The 21762-nt window shown below is 72.1% G+C and carries 21 protein-coding genes and 2 pseudogenes; 14 read left to right on the forward strand and 9 right to left on the reverse strand.

Features of this window, described 5'->3' with window-relative positions; all coding sequences use genetic code 11:
- Positions 1 to 85: 85 nt before the first annotated feature.
- The 4 genes and pseudogenes from FU792_RS17635 (at position 86) to FU792_RS02630 (ending at position 3552) form a co-directional block, all read left to right on the forward strand.
- Positions 86 to 283: a hypothetical protein gene (locus tag FU792_RS17635; protein ID WP_238706029.1), complete on the forward strand. Its 198-nt coding sequence runs from the start codon at positions 86 to 88 to the stop codon at positions 281 to 283.
- Positions 280 to 687 (forward strand): annotated as a pseudogene (locus FU792_RS18335) (succinate dehydrogenase/fumarate reductase transmembrane subunit); the annotation flags it as partial. The gene FU792_RS17635 and the pseudogene FU792_RS18335, both read left to right, overlap by 4 nt.
- 117 nt (positions 688 to 804) lie before the next feature.
- A pseudogene (locus tag FU792_RS02625) lies at positions 805 to 2803 on the forward strand (fumarate reductase/succinate dehydrogenase flavoprotein subunit).
- The gene (locus FU792_RS02630) at positions 2800 to 3552 is read left to right on the forward strand and encodes a succinate dehydrogenase/fumarate reductase iron-sulfur subunit (RefSeq protein WP_022924504.1); all 753 of its coding nucleotides are present in this window, start codon (positions 2800 to 2802) and stop codon (positions 3550 to 3552) included. Before FU792_RS02625 ends, FU792_RS02630 begins: the two are co-directional and overlap by 4 nt.
- Here FU792_RS02630 and FU792_RS02635 read toward each other — a convergent pair.
- Genes FU792_RS02635 through FU792_RS02645 form a run of 3 tightly spaced genes read right to left on the reverse strand, consistent with a single transcriptional unit; the run spans position 3528 to position 5817 of the window.
- Positions 3528 to 4121 carry a hypothetical protein gene (locus FU792_RS02635; protein ID WP_033418622.1) on the reverse strand — a complete coding sequence of 198 codons (594 nt, stop codon included), beginning with the start codon at positions 4119 to 4121 and terminating at the stop codon, positions 3528 to 3530. The genes FU792_RS02630 and FU792_RS02635 overlap by 25 nt on opposite strands.
- Positions 4122 to 4123: 2 nt before the next feature.
- Positions 4124 to 5581, reverse strand: coding sequence for a sodium:solute symporter family protein (locus FU792_RS02640; RefSeq protein ID WP_022924502.1), 1458 nt, complete (start codon positions 5579 to 5581; stop codon positions 4124 to 4126).
- Complete coding sequence (locus FU792_RS02645; protein ID WP_022924501.1) at positions 5578 to 5817, reverse strand: hypothetical protein; 240 nt, start codon at positions 5815 to 5817, stop codon at positions 5578 to 5580. The genes FU792_RS02640 and FU792_RS02645 overlap by 4 nt, the downstream gene beginning before the upstream one ends.
- 66 nt (positions 5818 to 5883) lie before the next feature.
- Here FU792_RS02645 and rsmI point away from each other — a divergent pair, with 66 nt between their 5' ends.
- Positions 5884 to 6723 carry a 16S rRNA (cytidine(1402)-2'-O)-methyltransferase gene (rsmI, locus tag FU792_RS02650; protein ID WP_022924500.1) on the forward strand — a complete coding sequence of 280 codons (840 nt, stop codon included), beginning with the start codon at positions 5884 to 5886 and terminating at the stop codon, positions 6721 to 6723.
- Positions 6724 to 6858: 135 nt separating this feature from the next.
- Positions 6859 to 7299, forward strand: coding sequence for a hypothetical protein (locus FU792_RS02655; protein ID WP_022924499.1), 441 nt, complete (start codon positions 6859 to 6861; stop codon positions 7297 to 7299).
- Here FU792_RS02655 and FU792_RS02660 read toward each other — a convergent pair.
- Complete coding sequence (locus FU792_RS02660; RefSeq protein WP_022924498.1) at positions 7290 to 7901, reverse strand: DUF4126 domain-containing protein; 612 nt, start codon at positions 7899 to 7901, stop codon at positions 7290 to 7292. The two genes, FU792_RS02655 and FU792_RS02660, sit on opposite strands and share 10 nt — an antisense overlap.
- 185 nt (positions 7902 to 8086) lie before the next feature.
- On the opposite strand from FU792_RS02660, the gene FU792_RS02665 reads away from it, so the two are divergent.
- From FU792_RS02665 to FU792_RS02700, 8 genes are all read left to right on the forward strand, one after another.
- Positions 8087 to 8929: a peptidoglycan-binding domain-containing protein gene (locus FU792_RS02665; RefSeq protein ID WP_052327767.1), complete on the forward strand. Its 843-nt coding sequence runs from the start codon at positions 8087 to 8089 to the stop codon at positions 8927 to 8929.
- An 85-nt stretch (positions 8930 to 9014) separates the two neighbouring features.
- Complete coding sequence (locus tag FU792_RS02670; RefSeq protein ID WP_022924497.1) at positions 9015 to 9497, forward strand: SigE family RNA polymerase sigma factor; 483 nt, start codon at positions 9015 to 9017, stop codon at positions 9495 to 9497.
- Positions 9490 to 10896 carry a hypothetical protein gene (locus tag FU792_RS02675; RefSeq protein WP_022924496.1) on the forward strand — a complete coding sequence of 469 codons (1407 nt, stop codon included), beginning with the start codon at positions 9490 to 9492 and terminating at the stop codon, positions 10894 to 10896. The genes FU792_RS02670 and FU792_RS02675 overlap by 8 nt, the downstream gene beginning before the upstream one ends.
- A gap of 305 nt (positions 10897 to 11201) precedes the next feature.
- A complete protein-coding gene (gene metG / locus FU792_RS02680; protein ID WP_022924495.1) occupies positions 11202 to 13034 on the forward strand; it encodes a methionine--tRNA ligase in 1833 nt (610 codons plus the stop codon).
- Between the two features lie 181 nt (positions 13035 to 13215).
- On the forward strand, positions 13216 to 14061 hold the full coding sequence (locus FU792_RS02685) for a TatD family hydrolase (RefSeq protein ID WP_022924494.1): 846 nt from the start codon (positions 13216 to 13218) through the stop codon (positions 14059 to 14061).
- Positions 14062 to 14245: 184 nt separating this feature from the next.
- Complete coding sequence (gene rsmA, locus FU792_RS02690) at positions 14246 to 15157, forward strand: 16S rRNA (adenine(1518)-N(6)/adenine(1519)-N(6))-dimethyltransferase RsmA (protein WP_022924493.1); 912 nt, start codon at positions 14246 to 14248, stop codon at positions 15155 to 15157.
- A 34-nt stretch (positions 15158 to 15191) separates the two neighbouring features.
- On the forward strand, positions 15192 to 16205 hold the full coding sequence (locus tag FU792_RS02695; protein WP_022924492.1) for a 4-(cytidine 5'-diphospho)-2-C-methyl-D-erythritol kinase: 1014 nt from the start codon (positions 15192 to 15194) through the stop codon (positions 16203 to 16205).
- Positions 16205 to 18073: an ABC-F family ATP-binding cassette domain-containing protein gene (locus FU792_RS02700; RefSeq protein WP_022924491.1), complete on the forward strand. Its 1869-nt coding sequence runs from the start codon at positions 16205 to 16207 to the stop codon at positions 18071 to 18073. The genes FU792_RS02695 and FU792_RS02700 overlap by 1 nt, the downstream gene beginning before the upstream one ends.
- A gap of 92 nt (positions 18074 to 18165) precedes the next feature.
- On the opposite strand, the gene FU792_RS16615 is transcribed toward FU792_RS02700, so the two are convergent.
- From FU792_RS16615 to FU792_RS02720, 5 genes are read right to left on the reverse strand one after another with little or no spacing between them, the layout of a single operon-like run.
- Positions 18166 to 18333 carry a hypothetical protein gene (locus FU792_RS16615; RefSeq protein WP_157609190.1) on the reverse strand — a complete coding sequence of 56 codons (168 nt, stop codon included), beginning with the start codon at positions 18331 to 18333 and terminating at the stop codon, positions 18166 to 18168.
- 57 nt (positions 18334 to 18390) lie between these two features.
- Entirely contained in the window at positions 18391 to 18816 is a 426-nt protein-coding gene (locus tag FU792_RS02705) for a hypothetical protein (RefSeq protein WP_161600187.1), read from the reverse strand.
- Entirely contained in the window at positions 18789 to 20087 is a 1299-nt protein-coding gene (locus FU792_RS02710) for an ABC transporter permease (protein WP_149814532.1), read from the reverse strand. The genes FU792_RS02705 and FU792_RS02710 overlap by 28 nt, the downstream gene beginning before the upstream one ends.
- The gene (locus tag FU792_RS02715; RefSeq protein WP_022924489.1) at positions 20084 to 21049 is read right to left on the reverse strand and encodes an ABC transporter ATP-binding protein; all 966 of its coding nucleotides are present in this window, start codon (positions 21047 to 21049) and stop codon (positions 20084 to 20086) included. Before FU792_RS02715 ends, FU792_RS02710 begins: the two co-directional genes overlap by 4 nt.
- Complete coding sequence (locus FU792_RS02720) at positions 21046 to 21705, reverse strand: TetR/AcrR family transcriptional regulator (RefSeq protein WP_022924488.1); 660 nt, start codon at positions 21703 to 21705, stop codon at positions 21046 to 21048. Before FU792_RS02720 ends, FU792_RS02715 begins: the two co-directional genes overlap by 4 nt.
- Between the last annotated feature and the right edge of the window lie 57 nt (positions 21706 to 21762).

Consider the following 21762-nt stretch of genomic DNA (forward strand, 5'->3'; position numbering starts at 1 on the left):
AGGTGCTGACCCGGGACGTCCCGGGTGCCTGCCGGGGGTGCAGGGCCGAGGGGAGTCGCCGCAGGTCGGGCGCTAGAATCAGAGGGTGGCCACCTCAACTGCTCCCAGGCAAGCGGCCCGCACGGGCCCGCCGAGCATCCTGCTGAAGACCGTCGTCGCGGTCACCGGGCTGCTCTTCGTCGGTTTCCTGCTGGTGCACATGTACGGCAACCTCATGATCCTCGCCGGGCCCGAGGCTTCGACGAGTACGCCCACCACCTGCGGACCTTCGGTGAGCCGATGATCCCGGAGAAGGGCGTGCTCTGGGTGGCGCGGATCGGGCTGCTCGTCTCGGTGCTCCTGCACATCTGGGCGAGCATGACGTTGTGGCGCCGCGCCGGGGGCGCGCGCACCACCCGTTACGCGGGCAAGAAGAAGACCTCCTACGGCACGTTCTACGCCAAGGCCATGCGTTGGGGCGGGCTGGCGCTGCTGGCCTTCGTCGTCTTCCACATCCTGCACTTCACCACCCAGACGATCACCATCGACGGGGCCTACGCCAGCCCCGCCGAGCGGGTCATCAGCAGCTTCAGCGTCTGGTGGGCGGTGCTCATCTACGTCGCCGCGATGTTCTTCCTGGGGATGCACCTGCTGCACGGCGTCTGGGGCGCGGCGATGACGCTGGGGCTCAACACCTCGCTCAAGCGGGCCGAGCAGATCCGCTTCACGGCGATCCTGGTGGCGACGGTGGTCGTGGTCGGCTTCCTCATCCGCCGTTGTCCATCCTGTTCGGCATCATCGACTGACGTGATTGAGGAGCGCAGCATGAGCGACACGCTGACCGAGACCGAGCCCGACCAGGACTCGTCGCTGGTGAACGGCCTCTACCGCGAGGGTGCCCCGGTCGCCGACAGCAAGGCCCCGGGCGGGGACATCTCCGAGACCTGGACCAACCGCAAGTTCGAGGCGGCCCTGGTCAACCCGGCCAACCGACGCAAGCTCTCGGTCATCATCGTCGGCACCGGGCTGGCGGGGGCCAGCGCGGGCGCGACGCTGGGCGAGGCGGGCTACCAGGTCAAGTCGTTCTGCTACCACGACAGCCCGCGCCGCGCGCACTCCATCGCGGCGCAGGGCGGCATCAACGCGGCGAAGAACTACAAGGGCGACGGTGACTCGATCCACCGCCTCTTCTACGACACGGTCAAGGGCGGTGACTACCGCTCCCGCGAGAGCAACGTCTACCGCCTCGCCGAGTGAGCACCGACATCATCGACCAGTGCGTCGCGCAGGGCGTGCCGTTCGCCCGCGAGTACGGCGGTCTGCTCGACAACCGCAGCTTCGGCGGTGTCCAGGTCTCCCGCACCTTCTACGCCCGCGGCCAGACGGGCCAGCAGCTGCTCATCGGGGCATACCAGGCGCTGGAGCGGCAGATCGCGGCCGGCACCGTCGAGATGTATGCCCGGCACGAGATGCTCGAGCTCGTGGTCGTGGACGGCAAGGCGCGCGGCATCATCGCCCGCGACATGGTCACCGGCGAGATCGAGACCCACCTCGCCGATGTCGTGCTGGCCTCCGGCGGCTACGGCAACGTCTTCTTCCTGTCGACCAACGCGATGGGGTGCAACGTCACCGCGAGCTGGCGGCGCACCGCAAGGGCGCCTACTTCGCCAACCCCTGCTACACCCAGATCCACCCGACCTGCATCCCGCAGAGCGGCGACCACCAGTCCAAGCTGACCCTGATGAGCGAGTCGTTGCGCAACGACGGCCGCATCTGGGTGCCGAAGAACGCCGAGGACTGCGACAAGGACCCGCGCGAGATCCCCGAGGAGGACCGCGACTACTACCTGGAGCGGATCTACCCCGGCTTCGGCAACCTCGTGCCCCGCGACATCGCCTCCCGGCAGGCCAAGAACATGTGCGACGAGGGCCGCGGCGTCGGCCCCGCCGTCGACGGTGTGCGGCGCGGCGTCTACCTCGACTTCGCCGACGCCATCGAGCGCATGGGTGAGGACGCCGTCCGGTCCAAGTACGGCAACCTCTTCGACATGTACGAGCGCATCGCCGGGGAGAACCCCTACCAGGTGCCGATGCGCATCTACCCGGCCGTGCACTACACGATGGGCGGGCTGTGGGTCGACTACGACCTGGAGTCCTCGATCCCGGGGCTCTTCGTCACCGGCGAGGCCAACTTCTCCGACCACGGTGCCAACCGGCTCGGTGCGTCCGCGCTCATGCAGGGTCTGGCCGACGGCTACTTCGTGCTGCCGAACACCATCCGTGACTACCTCGCCAAGGGCCCGTTCCCGAAGATCGACGACGACGACCCCGCCGTCGTCGAGTCGCAGCAGGCGGTGACCTCGCGCATCGAGCGGCTGATGAGCATCGACGGCACGCGGTCGGTCGACAGCTATCACAAGGCGCTCGGCAAGATCATGTGGGAGCAGTGCGGCATGGAGCGCTCGGAGGAGGGGCTCAAGGGGGCGATCGAGGAGATCCGCGCCCTGCGCGAGGACTTCTGGTCCAACGTGCGCGTCCTGGGCAGCGCCGAGGGGCTCAACCAGAGCCTGGAGAAGGCGGGCCTGGTCGCCGACTTCCTCGAGCTCGGCGAGCTCATGTGCGTGGACGCGCTGCACCGGCGCGAGTCGTGCGGCGGTCACTTCCGGGTGGAGAGCCAGACCGAGGACGGCGAGGCGCTGCGCCACGACGACGACTTCGCCTACGTCGCCGCCTGGGAGTGGGGTGGTGACGAAGGTGCCCCGGTGCTGCACAAGGAGGACCTCGTCTACAACTTCATCGAGCTGAAGCAGAGGAGCTACAAGTGAGGATCGCGCTGAAGATCTGGCGCCAGGAGGGTCCCGCCGACACGGGCCGGATGGTGGACTATCGGCTCGACGAGGTGAGCGAGGACAGCTCCTTCCTGGAGATGCTGGACCTGCTCAACGAGGGGCTCATCGCCGACGGCGAGGAGCCGGTCGCCTTCGACTCCGACTGCCGCGAGGGCATCTGCGGCATGTGCGGCGTCGTCATCAACGGCGAGGCGCACGGCCCCGAGCGCACCACGACGTGCCAGCTGCACATGCGCAGCTTCAACGACGGCGACGAGATCGTCATCGAGCCCTGGCGTGCCGACGCCTTCCCGGTCATCAAGGACCTCTGCGTCGACCGCACCTCCTTCGATCGGATCATCCAGGCCGGCGGCTACATCTCCGCCAACACCGGCTCCGCCCCGGACGCGCACGCGACCCCCGTGCCCAAGAAGGACGCCGACCGCGCCTTCATGGCCGCCGAGTGCATCGGCTGCGGCGCCTGCGTCGCGGCCTGCCCCAACGCCTCCGGCATGCTCTTCATGGGAGCCAAGGTCACCCACCTCGGCGAGCTGCCGCAGGGCCAGCCCGAGCGCGACGCCCGGGTGGTCGCCATGACGGCCCAGCACGACCTCGAGGGCTTCGGCGGCTGCACCAACCTGGGCGAGTGCACCCGCGCCTGCCCCAAGGGCATCCCGCTCAACGTCATCGGCCAGCTCAACGGCGACTACCGCCGGGCCGGCTACGGCGCCTCCGCCGGCGACTGAGCAGCGCGCCACCGCGCCGCGAGGTAGCCCTCGTCCTCCCCGGTCACCGCGTTGACGACGCGCTCCGGTATGCCCGTGCCCGGGGACGCGAAGCGCCAGACCGGCAGGTGCAGCAGCTCCAGCCGCCGCGTGCGGTGCTGGGGCTTGCGCAGCAGGTAGGTCCGGTCGATCTGCCCACGCTGCACCTCGGTGACCATATCGGCCGCCCGGTCCCGGTCGAGCCGGGGCGCAGGCACCGTCACACGCTCGTCCACCACCAGGGTCCGGCCCTCGCGCAGCACCCGCGGGCCGTCGATCGTGAGGCGCTGCGTGCGCGGGACGACCCCGAGCACCCCGCGGTACTCCGAGACGGCGTCGACGAAGATCATCGTCGGTCGCACCAGCGGAGCCAGCGGGGGTCGCGCTGCCACGACCTCCGCCCAGGCCACCCACATCGGGTGCAGGACGAGACGGCCCGCGCCCCCGGGTGTCCGTGCGGCTCGCCGTTGCCACCAGCGTGGACGCGCGTGAGCCCTGGCCTGCTCCTCGGTGAGCAGGGTGTCACCGAAGCACGTCAGCGTCCGGGTCACGGTCAGTCCGAGGCGCCGGCGCCCGGTGCCACCGCGTGGTACCGGTCGACCAGCTCACGCTGCTCGCGGGTCGCGGGGCCGGTGAGGAGGCTGACCACGATCATGATGGCCAGGCTGGCAGGCGCCGCCAGGACGGGTTCGGCGTTGGTCGGGAGCCACCCGCCGAGCATGAGGACGACGAAGACCCCCGCGCCGCCCAGCATCGCCGCCAGCGCTCCCGCGCTCGTCGCACGCCGCCACCACAGTCCGAGGACGAGCGGGGCCCCGAAGCTGGACAGGAGGAACCCGCCGACCCAGCCGACCATGACGGCGATGAGCCCCGGCGGGTCGACGGCGATGACGATCCCGATGCCCACCGCGACGAACATCATCACCAGGCCCAGGCCGGTCACGAACCGCTCCGAGGCCTGCCGGTTGAGCACGCCCTTGTAGATGTCGTGGGCGACCCCGGCCGAGATCGCCAGGAGCATCGCGTCGGCCGAGGACATGATGGCCGCGAGCAGGCCGGCGAGCATGACCCCGGCCAGGATCGTCGGCAGGTACTCCTCGATGGCCAGGATGAAGATGAAGTCGCGGTTCTCCAGCTCGTCCACCCGGCCCATCGCCGCACCGGCGATCGCCACCACCGCCCCGCAGAGGAACAGCGTGGTGTAGATCAGGGTCGCCCACATCGAGGACCGGCGGGCGACGAAGGCGCTCCGGGAGGCGAAGTTGCGCATCACCACGGACGGGGAGATGATCCCGAACCAGATGAAGGCGACGAAGAGGCCGAAGTAGGACATCCACGGCTGGGTGACGGTGCCGAAGGCCGGGTCCACGGCCAGCGCCTCGTCGAGCAGCCCGGCCAGGTCACCGTCGTGCGCCACGAGGATCGACAGCGCCACGAGCATCACGCCGACCAGCAGGATCATGCCCTGGATGAGGTCGGTGTAGGTGATGGCCCACATGCCGCCGAGCGCGGCATACAGCGTGAACCCCAGGCCCAGGACGATGACCGCGGTCTGGTAGTCGATGCCCAGCACGTAGGACCCGATGAGGCCGGACGCGGTGAGCTGCGGCACGAGGTAGAAGGTCATCGCCACGACGACGATGACGGCCGCCGTGACCTGCACCGCCGTGCCGAAGCGCTGCCGGAAGAAGTCGGGGACCGTCCGCACCCCGGACCGGCTGAGCTGGGCCGCGACCAGGAAGATGACCAGGGGCAGCGCCGCGATGACGCCGAAGGCATACGTCGCGAAGTAGGGCAGGCCCAGCGCGACGCCACCGCCGACGGCCCCCATGACCGAGCTCGAGCTGGCGATCGCGGCGAAGATGGCGAAGGCGCCCACGAAGGTGCCGATGGACCGCCCGGCGGTGAAGTAGTCGTCCTCGGAGCGTCGGGCGCGGCGGTAGAAGTAGACGCCCACCACGGTCATGCCGAGCAGGTAGAGCCCGACGAGGACGGTCTCGGTGACCCTCATACCTGCTCTCCCTCCCGCTCCAGGCGCTCCACCCAGCGGACGAAGACCACCGTCAGGACGACCCACAGCACGCCGCCGACCGCCATGAGGACCACCACCATGGAGACGCCGCCGACCAGCCGTTCGGCGGGCCACCAGGCCCAGACGAGCGCGCTGTAGAGCACGACCAGGGCGAACATCACCAGGCCGGGCTCGCGGTGGGCGGGACGGCGGGACGTCGTCGGCGACGTGGACATGGGTGGCTCCTCCTCGTTCCCCCGGGGGTGCTGCCGCAGCCTAGCAACGAGCCCTAGTGTGGCGGCATGCCCGAGCCCGCCCTCGTCCTGGCCGCCACCCCGATCGGGGACTCCCGCGACGCCAGCCCGCGTCTGCTCGACGAGCTGACCAGCGCCGACGTCGTCGCCGCCGAGGACACCCGCCGGCTGCGTCGGCTGACCGACCGGCTCGGGATCGAGGTCGGTGGCGAGGTCGTGAGCTACCACGAGCACAACGAGGCCGCCCGCACGCCCGAGCTGGTCGCGCGGATCGAGGGCGGTGACCGGGTGCTGCTCGTGACGGACGCCGGTATGCCCTCGGTGTCCGACCCCGGCTACCGCCTGGTCCAGGCGTGCGTCGCGGCCGACGTCCCGGTGACCTGCGTGCCCGGCCCGTCGGCGGTGCTCATGGCGCTCGCGGTGAGCGGCCTGCCGGTCGACCGCTTCTGCTTCGAGGGCTTCCTGCCGAGGAAGGCCGGGGAGCGCGAGCGCGTGCTGGCCGAGGTCGCCGACGACCCGCGCACCATGGTCTTCTTCGAGGCACCTCACCGGCTCGCCGCGACACTGACCGCCATGGCGACGGTGCTCGGCGAGGACCGGTCCGCCGCCGTCTGCCGGGAGCTGACCAAGACCTACGAGGAGGTGCGGCGCGGCACGCTGGCCGAGCTCGCGGCCTGGGCCGCCGACGGGGTCAAGGGCGAGATCACCGTGGTCGTGGCCGGTCGCCCGCGGGGAGCGGCGGCGACCACCGACCCGGCCGACGTCATACCCGAGGTGCGGGAGCGGGTCGCCGCCGGGGAGCGGCTCAAGGACGTCACTCGGGACCTGGCCGGGCGGACGGGCCTGTCCGCGCGGGCGATCTACGACGAGGCCATCCGCTCCCGCTGATCACGGTGGTGGGGACGCGTCGCCGGGGCAGCCCTGGTCGACTGCGGTGCGGCCCCTGGTGGGGCGGCCGGACCCGTGGTTGACTGTGCCGGGCCCGTACCGTGACGGGCCCGGACTCCACGACGAGAGGCACGCATGCGGTTCAACTGGATGGCGATCCTGGGGGGCCTGGCCGGTGGCGTGCTCGCCGGCCTGGTGGCGGTCTACGCCACGACGCAGGTGCTGCCGGGCGATGCCGGTGACCCTACGACGTGGTCGATGGTCTGGTGCGGGGTCGCCGCCGCCATCGGCGGGGCGCTGGGGGTCGCCGCCGGGTGGTTCGTCAACGGTCGACGGGCCCGCGGCCTGGGCGGCATCGCCGCCATCACGACCCTCCTCGGCACCCTCGTCGGGACCTATGCCTGGTCGCGCAGCGACGCCGTCCCCGAGCGGGCCTGGCCCTTTCTCGTCGGCGTCATGCTCATGCTCGGCGCCGGGCTGGTCGTGCTCGCCGCTGTCTGCGGCCTGACGGCCGCGCTGCTGCGCCCGCAGTCCCTCGACGACGAGATGCCCCCGGCCCCGCGCGATCAGCTGTAGCCGGCGTCCGCCATCAGCTGGTCCCGGTGACGCCTGCGGGCGCGGCTGCGCCGCCACAGCACGACCCCGCCCCACAGGAGCAGCAGGAGCAGGAAGATCACGAGGACCGGCAGGAAGATCGCGACGAGCGACAGGGTGACCGCCGCACCGTCCTCGGCGGCCGAAACGACCGGGGTGCCCATGCCCGCCGTGCCGGCGTTGACGACCGGGCGGCTGACCGCCTTGCCGGTGTGCACGATCCCGGCGGTGATGATGCCGAGCAGCACGCCCACCCAGGGGTTGTCCCGCATGAAGGACGAGCCCTGCTCGAAGTCCTCGGCCGCCGTGGTGGCGGCGAAGATGAGGCCACCGGTCGCCGGGCGGACGAAGGTGCCGACGGCGTCGTTGATGTGGTCGACGAGCGCGACCTTGTCGAGCACGACCTCCGAGAGCAGCAGCACGGCGGCGATGCCGATGGCCCAGTTGGACTCGATCCAGGCGTACTGGTGCGGCAGATTGATGACGTCGGTGAAGCGTGCGATCAGCGCGACGAGGATGAACGGGATGTAGGCGTTCAGCCCCGCCGCAGCCGACAGGCCGGCTCCGGTGAGGGCAGCGAGCACGTGATGGCCTCCTGACTCGGGCGACCCCCGGCGGGAGCCGTCGCCACCAGTGAACCACGCGGCATACGGGCGGGTCCCCTCCTGCCGGCCGAGGACCGGTCGGGTCGAGGAGGTATCCAGGGGGCGGCAGGGTCCTCCGACCGGCAGAGGCCGTCGCACCGTGCCCGGCCGGAGAGGCAGCGATCATGAACGTCGAACCGTGGAGGGACCTGTCCCCGGGGGACGCGGCCCCGCTCGTCGTGCGAGGTATGCAGTTCCTCCTGCGGGAGCGCGGCGCGTCCCTCGTCGTCGACGGGCTCTTCGGGCCCCTGACCGCGGCGGCCGTCGCGGCCGTCCAGTCCGACCAGGGGCTGCCGTCGACCGGGGACGTCGACACCGCGACCTGGGTCGCGCTCGTCGTCCCCACCGGTCCCGGCTCCAGCGGCGAGGCGGTGCGCGGGGTGCAGGGCTTCGACCCCGGCGGGCGCGTCGGCGTGCCCGCGCTCGCGGTGGACGGGGTGTACGGGCCGGACACCGCCGCGGCCGTCGCCGAGTTCCAGCGCCGGTGGGGGCTGACGATCGACGGCCTCGCCGGCCAGGAGACGTGGTCGTTCTTCTCGACCCGCCGTGCCGGGGCACACATCTGGGGCATGGCCAAGGTCGGCCACACCCAGGACGACAACTGGCGGGTCCGGGCGGTGCAGCACCTGCTGAACCACCGCGGCGCCAGTCTTGACGTCGACGGCAGCTACGGTCCGCTCACCGGTGAGGCGATGCGGCAGTGGCAGCTGACCCAGCGCGCGCAGTTCGTCTCCACGACGTGCGGGCAGCTCGACTGGCCCGGCCTCATCGCCACCGCACGGCTCGGCGACACCGGCGACCACGTGCGGGCGGTGCAGTCGATGCTGCCCGGGCTCGCCGAGGACGGCGCCTTCGGACCCCTCACCGACGCCGCGGTCCGGGAGTTCCAGGGCATGTTCGCCCCGCCGGTCGACGGCGTCGTCGGGCCCCTGACCTGGCGCGCCCTCACGGTGCCGAAGGGGGAGTAGCGGCGCGACGGCATACCGGGCCCGACCCCACCTCCTGACCCGCCGGCCCGTTGAGGGGATGACAGGGTGTCGAGCAGGAGGCGGTATGCGGTCCACGCACGAGCAGGAGTTCGTGGAGTTCTTCGACTCCAGCTCCTCGCGGCTGCTCAGCGCGGCCTGGATGCTCACCGGGGACGGCCACGTCGCCGAGGAGCTCGTCCAGGAGGCGATGGCACGGACGTACGCCCGATGGTCCAGGGTGCGCTGCGGGAACCCTGCCGCCTACACCCGGCGGACCATCGTCAACCTGCACACCGACCGCTGGCGCAAGCGGCGCCGCGAGGTGCTCACCGACGCGGTGCCCGAGCGGGCCACGTCCGACGACCCGATGTCGGTCGACCTCGTCCGTGCCCTGGCCCGGCTGCCCCGGCGTGAGCGCGAGTGCGTCGTGCTGCGTCACTACCTCGACCTCTCCGAGGCCGAGACGGCGCGCACGCTCGGTGTGGGGGTCGGCAGCGTCAAGAAGTATGCGATGAACGGTCGCCGCGCGCTGCGCGAGCTGCTGGAGGGAGTGGAGTCCCATGACTGAGGCCCGCGAGGACATCGACGAGGTCGTGGCGCTGCTCGACCGGGCCGGCGGCCACGCCCCACCGCTGCACGTGTCTCGCGAGGACGTGGTGCGGCGCGGCAGCACGATCCGTCGTGGTCGTCGGGTCGCCGCCGCCGTGTCGGCGCTCGCCGTCACGGGGGTGCTGTGGTTCGGCTGGGCGGTCGCGCCCCTTGGTGAGGACCCGGTCACGGCCCCGGCCGAGGTCACCTGGTCGGACCTCGACCTGGACGGCCGCCTCTTCGGGCTGTCGGGCGAGACCTCCTGGAACGCCGAGCTGCGGACGGTGGAGGGGGAGGAGCAGCCGGAGCTCGTCGTCTCGCGCGACGGGGAGGTCCTGCCCGAGCCGCTCGCGGCGCAGGACGGGCCGGGAGACATCCAGGTGTTCCGCACGGACGGGCTGACGGTCGCGGTCTGGCTTCACACCGAGGACGACACCGGAGGTCAGGTGGCCTGGGGAGGACGGTGCAGCTTGTGCGTCGGCGGGGCGAGTGACGTCGACGGGGCGAGGATCGGGTATGCCGCGGCAGCAGCGGTGGACGGGCCAGGAGACCCAGGTGAGCTGTACGTGACCTCCGGTGACACGGTCGTCACCCTCACCGGCCATGAAGTGCCCTCACTGCGGCTCTCGGTAGGAGGTCGCCGATTCCTCGTCTTCCTCGATGAGAAGGCCAGCCAGTGGGGAGTCCGGGGACCGACCGACGACGACCGGATCGACGTGATGCCCACCCATGGCGGCGCCGGCATCGTCAGCGGCGTCGATGGCTCCACGTCGTGGGAGGTGACCCTCGTCCCGCCCGAGGTGAAGGCAGTGATGTCGGATGACCGCGGCGAGAACGGGTCAGCGGAACTGGCGGGGCATCAAGTCCTGCTCTCGGTCGGTGACGAATCCGGCACCGCGGACGTGGACGTCATCGTGGACGGTGAGCCTTGGCCAGCCGAGTCCTACGTGCTCTCCCAGCACGTGGAGGTCGGCGTGGGGGAGCCGCCGGTGACCTGGAGATCCACCGTCGAGGGCTTCCTGTGGCTGGATCAAGGGTCCAGCACCGAGGCGCTGTCGGTCGAGGAGGAGCTGGCAGACGGACGGGCCGTCGTGCTGCCGGTGGCTGGCGGCACCCTCGTCGTGGTCGGCGGCTGGGAGCCTCGCGCGGGGGAGGTCGCCGTCCGCATCGGCGACGACGCGGGTGGTCGCTGGGAGACCGCCACCTCGGTACGGGTGCGCGAGCTCGTCGACGGCCGGCCGGTGACCTTCCTGGGACTTCCCGAGCTGTCGGCGACCGAGCAGGCGCAGGTCACCGATGTCGGCACGGTGCCAGGAGGAGCGCGCGACCCCGAGCCCCTGGGGCTCACTGACGTCCAGGTGGTCCCGCTCGGCGACTGAGCGGCGGTGCCGGAGGAGCGGCGCGACGGCATACCGGACTCCGGCACGTCACGGAGATCCCAGGGGTCACTCGCGCATCCCCGTGCGGGGATCTGCACGGATGCCGGAGCAATACCGGCGGCATCGGTGACTTTCCCCGCCTCCTGCGACGGGTGTGGCTCACGTGACCTGCGTGAGCACCGGAGGCCGATCGCCGCCCGCGCCCCGGCCGATCGCCGCCCGCGCCCCGAACGAACGCCGCCCGTGCCCGGGACGACGCCGGGACGGGGAGGGTGCCCGCCGGGGCGCACCTAGACTGGTGACCCATGAGTCACGTCCTGTCCGCGGTCGCCTGGCCGTATGCCAACGGCCCGCGCCACATCGGTCACGTCGCCGGCTTCGGGGTGCCCTCCGACGTCTTCAGCCGCTACATGCGGATGGCGGGGCACGAGGTGCTCATGGTGTCCGGTTCGGACGAGCACGGCACGCCGATCCTGGTCCAGGCGGACAAGGCGGGGCAGAGCCCGCAGGAGTTCATCGACACCAACCACGCGCTCATCGCGGCCGACCTCACCGCGCTCGGGGTGTCCTACGACCTCTACACGCGCACCACGACGGCCAACCACGACGACGTCGTGCAGCGGATGTTCCTCGCCTGCCACCGCAACGGCTACCTCATCGAGCAGACCCAGCAGGTCGCGATCAGCCCCTCGACTGGCCGGACGCTGCCGGACCGCTACATCGAGGGCACCTGCCCGATCTGCGGGTATGCCGAGGCGCGCGGCGACCAGTGCGACAACTGCGGCAACCAGCTCGACCCGGCCGAGCTGAAGGACCCGCGCTCCAAGATCAACGGTGAGACGCCGGAGTTCCGCGACACGCAGCACTTCTTCCTCGACCTGCCGGCGCTTGCGGACGCGCTCGGGGAGTGGCTCGACGGGCGGGAACAGAGCGGGCTGTGGCGGCCCAACGTCATCCGCTTCTCGCAGAACATCCTGTCCGAGATCCGGCCACGGCCGATCACCCGGGACATCGACTGGGGCATCACGATCCCGCTCGACGGCTGGCGGGAGAACCCGACGAAGAAGCTCTACGTCTGGTTCGACGCCGTCATCGGCTACCTGTCCGCATCGGTGGAGTGGGCCCGGCGGCTGCCGGGCGACCAGGGCGAGCGCTGGCGCGAGTGGTGGAACGGCTCGGATGCCCTGACCTACTACTTCATGGGCAAGGACAACATCACCTTCCACTCCCAGATCTGGCCGGCCGAGATGCTGGCCCACAACGGCCAGGGCAGCAAGGGCGGTGAGACCGGTCCCTTCGGCGAGCTCACCCTCCCGACCGAGGTGGTCTCCAGCGAGTTCCTCACCATGGAGGGCCGGCAGTTCTCCACCTCGCGCAACGTCGTCATCTACGTCCGCGACGTGCTGGAGCGCTACCAGCCCGATGCGCTGCGCTACTTCCTCTCCGCCGCCGCGCCGGAGACGGCCGACTCCGACTTCTCCTGGCCCGAGTTCGTCAAGCGGACCAACACCGAGCTGGTCGCGGGCTGGGGCAACCTGGTCAACCGGACCGCCTCGATGATCGCGAAGAACTTCGGCGAGATCCCCGAGCCCGGTGACCTCAAGGACGTCGACCGGGCCCTGCTCGACCAGGTCCGTGAGGGCTTCGGCACGGTCGGCGGGCTCATCGCGACCCACAAGCAGAAGGCGGCGCTGGCCGAGGCGATGCGGCTGGTTGGTGAGGCCAATGCCTACGTCTCGACGACGGAGCCCTTCAAGCTCAAGGGGGACGACCAGCGCGAGCGCCTGGCGACGGTGCTGCACACCCTCGCGCAGGTCGTCGTCGACCTCAACACGATCCTGTCGCCCTACCTGCCGCACAGCTCGACCGCCGTGCACCGGGCGCTCGGCGGCGAGGGCGACTTCCAGCCGATGCCGCGGCTGGAGACGGTCACCGACCTCGACGACAGCTCGCGGCCGGACTACCCGGTCATCACCGGCGACTACTCCGCCGCGCCGCGCTGGGAGCACCGCCCGGTCGAGGTGGGTGCGCCGGTGGCCAAGCCGTCGCCGATCTTCACCAAGCTCGACCCCTCGGTGGTCGAGGAGGAGCGGGCCCGCTTGGGGCTGGTCGACGACCCCGCCGGCGCCGCGGTATGACGCCCGCGCACCGCCGGCCCGACCTGGGCAAGTCTCTGCACCGCCGGCCCGACCTGGGCAAGGCTCTGCACCGCCGGCCCGACCTGGGAAAGGCTCTGCACCGGAAGCACGGTCGAGAAGGGCGCATCGGGTGCACAACCTTGCCCAGGTCGATGATGGCGTCGCCGCGGCAGGTCGTGCCATGAGTGACGAGCGGCTGGCCGACCGGCCGCCGGCTCCTGACCCGCTACCGATCGCCGTGGCGGACAACCACTGCCATCTGGACACGCAGCGCGAGGGGGCTGAGCGCCTCCCGGTCGAGCAGGTGGTCCGTGAGGCCGCAGCCGTGGGCGTCGACCGGCTGGTCCAGATCGGCTGCGACATCGAGGCGGCGCGCTGGACCGTCCAGGTCGTGGACGAGCACCCGGCGGTGCTCGGCGGGGTCGCCATCCATCCCAACGAGGCCCCGGGTCATGAGGCCACCGGGGACCTCGACGCGGCGATCGACGAGATCGGCGCGCTGGCGGGGCATACCCGGATCCGGGTGATCGGGGAGACCGGCCTGGACTACTTCCGGACCGGCGAGGAGGGCGTCGCCGCGCAGCAGCACTCCTTCCGCCGGCACATCGCGCTGGCCAAGGAGCTCGGCCTCGCGCTGCAGATCCACGACCGGGACGCCCACGACGACGTGCTGCGCATCCTCGCCGAGGAAGGTGCCCCGGAGAAGACGGTGCTGCACTGCTTCTCCGGCGACATGGAGATGGCTCGCGAGTGCGTCCGCCGCGGCTACTACCTGTCGTTCGCGGGCACCGTGACCTTCAAGAGCGCCAAGGACCTGCGCAACGCCCTGGCGGTGACGCCGGTCGAGCACCTGCTCGTCGAGACCGACGCGCCCTACCTCACACCCACGCCGCACCGCGGCCAGGTCAACGCGCCCTACCTCGTCCCGCTCACGGTGCGGGCGATGGCCGCGACGCTCAACACCTCGGTGCCGCAGCTGTGCGAGGCCCTCTCGGCGACCAGCGAGGCGGTCTACGGCCCCTGGTGAGGCGACGCGCAAGCCCAGGAGACGTGCCGCCTCGGCCTGGCGGGGGTCAGGAGCGGCACCAGCACCAGCGTGGCAGACCCTCGCGCGCCCCGGCGAGAGGAGGCTCACGGGTGCCTCCGAGCCTGGCGGAGCACCCCGGTGCGGGAGAGGTCGGGGTGGGACGTCGGGTGAGAGGATGCCGGGCGTGAGCGAGCGACCGACGCGCGGGCCGTCCTCCGGTGCGCAGGGCGACACCGGCGGGACCGACGCCGCGCTGCTCGGGCCGGCGCAGGTGCGTGACCTGGCGGCCCGGCTCGGGATCCGGCCGACCAAGCAGTGGGGGCAGAACTTCGTCATCGACAAGGGCACCGTCCGACGCATCGTCCGCGCCGCCGACGTCGGCACCGATGACGTCGTGCTGGAGGTCGGGCCCGGGCTGGGCTCGCTCACCCTGGGCCTCCTCGCGCAGGTGCGCCAGGTCACCGCGGTGGAGATCGACCCGGCCCTCGCGGCCCAGCTGCCGCTCACGGTCGCCGAGCACGCGCCGGACCTGGCAGACCGGCTGACGGTGCTGCACGCCGACGCCCTGCGGGTCGACACCCTGCCCGACCCGCAGCCCACCGCCCTCGTCGCCAACCTGCCCTACAACGTCGCCGTCCCCGTCGTGCTGCACCTCCTCGCGACCGTGCCCACGCTTCGGACCGTGCTCGTCATGGTGCAGCTCGAGGTCGCCGAGCGGCTCGCGGCGCGGCCCGGCGGCAGGGTCTACGGCGTGCCCAGCGTCAAGGCCGCCTGGTATGCCGACGTCACCGGCGCCGGGCGGATCGGCCGCAGCGTCTTCTGGCCCGCGCCCAACGTCGACTCCGGCCTGGTGCGCATGGTGCGCCGGGACCCGCCGCCGGTGGACGTGACCCGTGAGCAGGTCTTCGCCGTCGTCGACGCGGCCTTCGCACAGCGCCGCAAGACGCTGCGCGCGGCGCTCGCGGGGTGGGCCGGGTCGGCGGCGCAGGCGGAGGCATACCTGCGGGCGGCGGGGGTCGACCCCCAGGCGCGCGGAGAGGTGCTGACCGTCGCCGACTTCGCTCGTATCGCCGAAGCCGCAGGTCAGCGCCCCTGACGCGCTCCTCGAGCCGACACCATAGGGTGAAGCCATGACGTTGGGCACGCAGGCGCAGACGGTGACCGTCCGGGTGCCCGGCAAGATCAACCTGGGCCTGTCGGTCGGCCCGCTGCGCGACGACGGCTACCACGAGCTGTCCACCGTCTACCATGCCGTCAGCCTCTACGACACGGTCACCGTGCAGCCGGCCGACTCCTGGTCGGTGCACGTCACCGGGCCCTGGGGCGAGCACGTGCCGACCGACGACAGCAACCTCGCCCTCGTCGCGGCCAGGACCCTCGCCAAGCGCCGCGCCCGCAAGGCCAAGGTCGACCCGGTGCGCATCGACATCGACAAGCACATCCCCGTCGCCGGCGGCATGGCCGGAGGCAGCGCCGACGCCGCGGCCACCCTCGTCGGGTGCCGTGAGCTGTGGGGGCTGGACCACCTCGAGAACGACCTGCTCGAGCTCATGGGCGCCAGCCTCGGCTCGGACATCCCCTTCCTGCTGCACGGCGGCACCGCGATGGGCAGCGGGCGCGGCGAGCAGGTCACCTCCGTGCTCGCGCGCGGCGAGCTGCACTGGGTGCTGTGGGCCGGCGAGGGGCTCTCGCTGTCCACCCCCCAGGTGTATGCCGAGTGCGACCGGCTCCGCGAGGAGGCCGGGGTGACGCCCGGCCCGCCGGAGCCGAGCGGTGAGCTCATGACAGCGCTGCGCCGGATGGACACCGACGAGGTGGCGGCGGCGCTGCACAACGACCTGCAGGAGGCCGCGATCTCGCTGGAACCGGTCCTGGCCGAGGCGCTCTCGGCCGGGCTCGACCTCGGTGCGCGCGCGGGCATCGTCTCCGGCTCCGGACCGACGGTGGCCTTCCTCGTCGGGTCGCAGACCGAGGCGATCGACCTGTCCGTCGGCCTCGCCGCCAACGGCCCCACCGGCGACATCGAGCGCGCCGTCGGCCCGGTCCCCGGCGCGCAGATCATCCACCAGCGCAGCAGCCCCGAGCCGCCGCGCGCCCGCCCCGACACCGACCGCTCCGGCCCGCTCGGCCCGGTGATCGGCTGATGGCGGGGAGGCCGCCCGCCAGCCTCGTCACCCTCGCCGACGCGCACCTGCTCGCCGGCACGCAGGTGCTCCTCGACGAGGTCTCCGTCGGCGTGCTCGACGGGGACCGCATCGGCGTGGTCGGCCGCAACGGCGGGGGCAAGACCTCGCTGCTCGCGGTGCTCACCGGGGACCGGCCGCTCGACGCCGGCCGGGTCATCCGCACCGGCGACGTCACCGTGGGCATGCTCAGCCAGACCGACGTGCTCGACCCGGACGCGACGGTGCGCCAGGTGGTCCTCGGCGACCTCGACGAGCACGAGTGGGCCGGCGACGCGCGGGTCCGGCACGTCATCGACGGGCTGCTCGGCGACAGCGCCGGCGCCGTCGGCGGGTGGGAGGCGAGCGTCGGTCCGCTCTCCGGCGGGGAGCGCAGGCGGCTCGCCCTCGCCGCGCTCCTCGTGGCCGACCCCGACCTGCTCGTCCTCGACGAGCCGACCAACCACCTGGACGTCGAGGGGGTCGCGTGGCTCGCGGCATACCTCTCGGGGCGGCGACCGAGACCGGGGAGCGCGCTCGTCGTCGTGACGCACGACCGGTGGTTCCTCGACGCCGTCTCCACGCTGACCTGGGAGGTGGCCGACGGCAAGGTCCACACCTACGAGGGCGGGTATGCCGCCTACGTCCTGGCCAAGGTCGAGCGGCAGCGCGTCGCCCGGGTGACCCAGGAGCGGCGGGAGAATCTCGCCCGCAAGGAGCTGGCCTGGCTGCGCCGGGGAGCGCCCGCGCGCACGAGAAAGCCGAAGTTCCGCATCGAGGCGGCGACCGAGCTCATCCAGGGTGAGCCGCCGCCCCGGGACAGCGTCGAGCTGGTGCGCTTCGCCACGACTCGGCTCGGCAAGGACGTCCTCGACCTGCTGGACGCCACCGTGCGGGTGGGGGAGCGGGACCTGCTCACCGACGTGACCTGGCGGATCGGGCCGGGCGACAGGTATGGCGTCGTCGGCGTCAACGGAGCCGGCAAGTCCACGCTGCTGCGGGTGCTGCTGGGTCAGCACCCGCTGGCCGCGGGCAAGCTCAAGACCGGCAAGACGGTGCGGATGGCGTGCCTGTCACAGGAGCTGCGCGAGCTGGACCGGGTCGCCGGCTGGTCGGTCATCGACGCGATCACCGAGGTGCGATCGTTCACGGTGATCGGGGGCAAGGAGGTGAGCGCGAGCTCGCTGGCCAAGCGGCTGGGCTTCTCCGGCGGGCGGCAGCAGTCGCGGGTGGGCGACCTGTCGGGCGGGGAGCGGCGGCGGCTGCAGTTCGTCCGGCTGCTCATGGACGAGCCCAACGTGCTGCTGCTGGACGAGCCGACCAACGACCTCGACATCGACACCCTCACCGCGATGGAGGACGTGCTCGACGGATGGGCCGGGACCCTGCTCGTCGTCTCCCACGACCGCTACCTGCTGGAGCGCATGACCGACCGGCAGGTGGCGCTGCTCGGGGACGGCAGCTTGCGGGACCTGCCGGGCGGCGTGGAGGAGTACCTCCGGCTTCGCGAGGGTATGAGCTCGGCCGGCCGGAGCAGGGGGTCTGCGGCGTCCCCCTCGGGCACGCCGACCGCGGCGGGGGCGGGCGGACCGGCCGCCGGTGGGTCGGGGTCCGGCTCCTCGCCGCACAGCCCGGCCCAGGTGCGCGAGGCCCGCAAGACGCTGGCGCGGGTGGAGAAAGCCCTGGACCGGCTGCACACCCAGCAGCAGCGGCTGCACGAGCAGATGGCCGCCGTGGCGACCGACCCCGACGAGCTGGCCCGGCTGACCGCCCGCGACGCCGAGCTCACCGCGCAGGAGGAGGCGCTCGAGACCGAGTGGCTCGAGGCCTCCGAGGTGGCCGAGGCGTAGCCGCGTCCCGAGACGTCAGTGCGTCGGTGTCGGTGGCTGCGGTGCGCGCTCGCCGAGGGCCTGGGTCACCGACGCCGCCACGGCGGCGCCGGTCACCATCGGCACCAGGACGGCCGGGGGAAGAAGACCAGCAGGATGAGGACGGAGGCGAGCGGTCGACGCAGCACAGCCGTGCAGGTGGCGGCTGCCGCGGCGGCGCCCAGGACCACTGCGAGGGCAGCGGTGCGTGCGGAGGATTCCCAGCGGTGCACCTCAGCCATGGCCCGGGCCTATCACGCGCGCAGCCCCGGCCAGGAGTCTCCACGCGCGCCGGGGTCTCAGCTCCGGGCGCTGATCTGCCGGCGGCGCAGGCCGACCAGGCCGAGCGCGACGGCCACGACGGCGACCAGCCCGAGCCAGAGCAGCGGCAGCCACTGCACCGGCTCGACCGGCACCTGAGCCACGTGGTGCAGCGGGGATAGCGCGAGCACCCAGTCCGGCACCTCCAGGAGGGTCGCGAAGTTGCCAACGAAGATCATGACGCCGACCAGGGCCCACCCGACCGGAGCCAGCAGCCGCGGTGCCCAGCCGACGAGCAGCGTGCAGATCCCCAGGGTGACGAGCGCTGCGGGCAGCGTGTTGACGTGGGCGAGGAGCCCGTCGCCGACGAGCGCACCGGTGCCGGTGACCCCGGCCGCCGCGACGCCGACGAGGAGGCCGGTGACCAGCATGACGGCTACGGCCCCGAGGCCGATCGCCAGCACGTGCGACAGGCCCCAGGCGGTGCGGCCGGTCGGCGTGGCGAGCACGGCCTCGGCCCGACCGGAGTCCTCCTCCGCCTTGAGGCCCTGCACGGCATACACGATGAAGGCGCCGTGAGATAGCCGCTGAAGACCGAGAGGAAGGCCAGGTATCCGGCGGCGAGCTCGCCCGCGCCGAAGACCTGCTGCAGCGCGTCGGGCATGTTCTCGGCCGAGTCCAGCATCACCTGGGTGAAGAGCCCGTCGACCACCCCGAGGACGGCGATGGCGAAGCCCCAGGCCAGGACCGGGCCGCGCTGCAGCCGCGCTGCGAGACCCCAGACCGTGCCCAGCGCCGGGCCCGCCTCGGCGCGGCCGGGACGCGCGGCCAGCAGCCCCGCGCCCAGGTCACGCCGGTTCTGCAGCCCGAAGGCGAGCGCCGTGGTCGCCGCCGCGAGGCCGATCGACAGCAGCAGCGGCCACCAGCGGTCGAGCACGTAGGGGGCGGTCTGGCTGGCCCAGCCCAGCGGGGAGAACCACGACAGCGTGCTGCCGCCCTCGGCAGCCATGTCGCCCAGGGCGCGGAGCGCGAAGGAGACCCCCAGCACGAGACCGGCCAGGCCCGAGGCGGAGCGGGAGTACTCCGAGAGCTGCGCGGTGACCGCGCTGACCCCGGCGAACGTCATACCGGTCAGGGCGACCCCGACGCCGACCAGCAGCGAGCCCGTCGTGGCGAAGTCGTTGGCGAGCGCCATCGCGGTGACCGCGACCGCCGCCGCGAGGTTGGTGATCACCGCCACGACCAGCGCCGCGGTGAGCCGGGCATGGCGGCCGGTCACGTTGGCCCGCACCAGCTCGGCGCGGCCGCTCTGCTCCTCGACCCGGGTGTGCCGGGAGATCAGCAGGATGTTCATGAGCGCGGCGAGCAGGTAGAGGTAGAGCGTGTAGCCGCCGGCGAAGAAGGTCTCGTAGCTCGGCGGGTCCATGCCGTAGGCCGGGCCGGCGAACATGCGGCCGATCGGCTGGCTCAGCAACGGGCTCGCGGCCGCGAGGTCGGCCTCGGTGGGGGCGATCTGGGGCAGCGCGGCACCGATGTAGATGACGAAGAGGCCCAGCCCGGCGACCCAGGCGGGCAGCTTGATCCGGTCGCGGCGCAGCATGAAGCGCACCAGCGTGCCGGTCCCGGCGAGCGTGCCGCTGCCGCGGGTATGCCGTGGCGCCCCGTGGGCGGGTCCGCTCCGGTCGGTCGGTGGGCGGCTGGCCGAGGCGTCGTGGTCGCGGATGGCGGTGCTCATCGTGCGGCCCCCTCCTCGACCGAGCGCCGCGAGTGGTTGCCCTCAGCCCCACCGGACGTCGCCCGTCGTTGCTCGCCGTAGTGGCTCACGAGCAGCTGTTCCAGCGTCGGCGGGTGGGCCGTGATCGACCGGACCCCCAGCTCGCCGAGCCGGCTGACCACCGGGCCGACGTGCTCGCCGTCCACCTCGAGCCGCACCTGGTCGTCCTCAGTGGTGACGTCGTGGACGCCGGTGAGCGAGGACATACCGTCGGCCGGGTGGTCGGTGCGCGCCACGATCGTGGTGCGCGTCATGTGGCGCAGGTCGTCCAGGCTGCCGGTCTCGACGACCCGGCCGGCGCGGACGATGGAGATGCGGTCGGCGAGGACCTCGACCTGGGCGAGGATGTGGCTGGAGAGCAGCACGGTGGTCCCGGCGTCGCGGGCCTCGCGGATGCAGTCCTGGAAGACCAGCTCCATCAGCGGGTCGAGACCCGCCGTGGGCTCGTCGAGCAGCAGCAGGTCGACGGGGGAGGTGAGGGCGGCGATGAGCGCGACCTTCTGCCGGTTGCCCTTGGAGTAGGTGCGGGCCTTCTTGGTAGGGTCCAGGTCGAAGCGCTCGCACAGCTCGCTGCGGCGGGCCTTGTCGAGCGTGCCCCGGAGCCGGGCGAAGAGGTCGATGGCCTCACCTCCGGTGAGGTTGGGCCACAGCTCGACGTCACCGGGGACGTAGGCCAGCCGGTGGTGCAGCGCCACGGCGTCGTCCCACGGGTCGGCGCCGAAGAGGCGTGCCGTGCCGCCGTCGGCCCGGAGCAGCCCGAGCAGGACACGGATCGTCGTGGACTTGCCGGCGCCGTTGGGGCCGAGGAAGCCGTGGACCTCGCCCGGGGCGACGGACAGGTCGAGGCCGTCGAGGGCACGGGTGCTGCCGAAGGTCTTGACCAGGGCGTTGGTCTCGATCACGGGACTGACGGTGGTGTTCATGCGGTCTCCTCCGTGGTGTCGTCGGTGTCGCCCGAGAAGATGAAGGCCTGCTTCGCCCGCTCGGTGAGGAGCCCCTCGGAGAAGAGCTCGAGCATCGTTTGGGTGTAGAGGTCGGTGCTGCCCTCGCCGATGAGGTCCTCGCCGAGGAGGCGCTGCATGTGCTCGTGGAGGACCAGCGCGCCGAGCGACCAGAGGGTCAGGATGACCACCCGGGCCCGCGGGTTCGCGCTGGGCAGGACCAGGCCGGTCTCGACGCCCTGGGCGGTGTAGCCGACGGCGTCCTCGACGAGGTCGTCGACGAACTCGTCCAGCCGCGGGCTGCCCTCGGAGAGGGTCCGGGCGAGGTAGCGCAACGCCGGTCGTGCCTGCGACACGCGGGTGTCGACCTGGATCGGCGGGCCGCCGAGGCCGGCGCGCATGGTCTCGGCCTTGGACTCGCGGATGAAGGCGAGCACCCGGTCGTCGCAGGCCTCCCGCAGCTTCTCCTTCGAGCCGTAGTGATGGATGACCAGCGGTGGGGACACGCCGGCCTGCTCGGCGATGGCGCGGACGCTGGTCGCCTTCACCCCGTGCCGGCCGAAGAGGTCGATCGCCGTGGTGAGGATGCGCTCGAGCCCCGGCTCGGCGGGGGTCTCGTCGGTCGCCTGGCTGACCATGTGTTCAGCGTGGCATTGACTGAACGTTCAGTCAACCACTCTCTGACCACGTCCCCA

The sequence above is a fragment of the Serinicoccus marinus DSM 15273 genome (genome assembly GCF_008386315.1).
In the GTDB taxonomy this organism is placed as follows: Bacteria; Actinomycetota; Actinomycetes; order Actinomycetales; family Dermatophilaceae; genus Ornithinicoccus; species Ornithinicoccus marinus.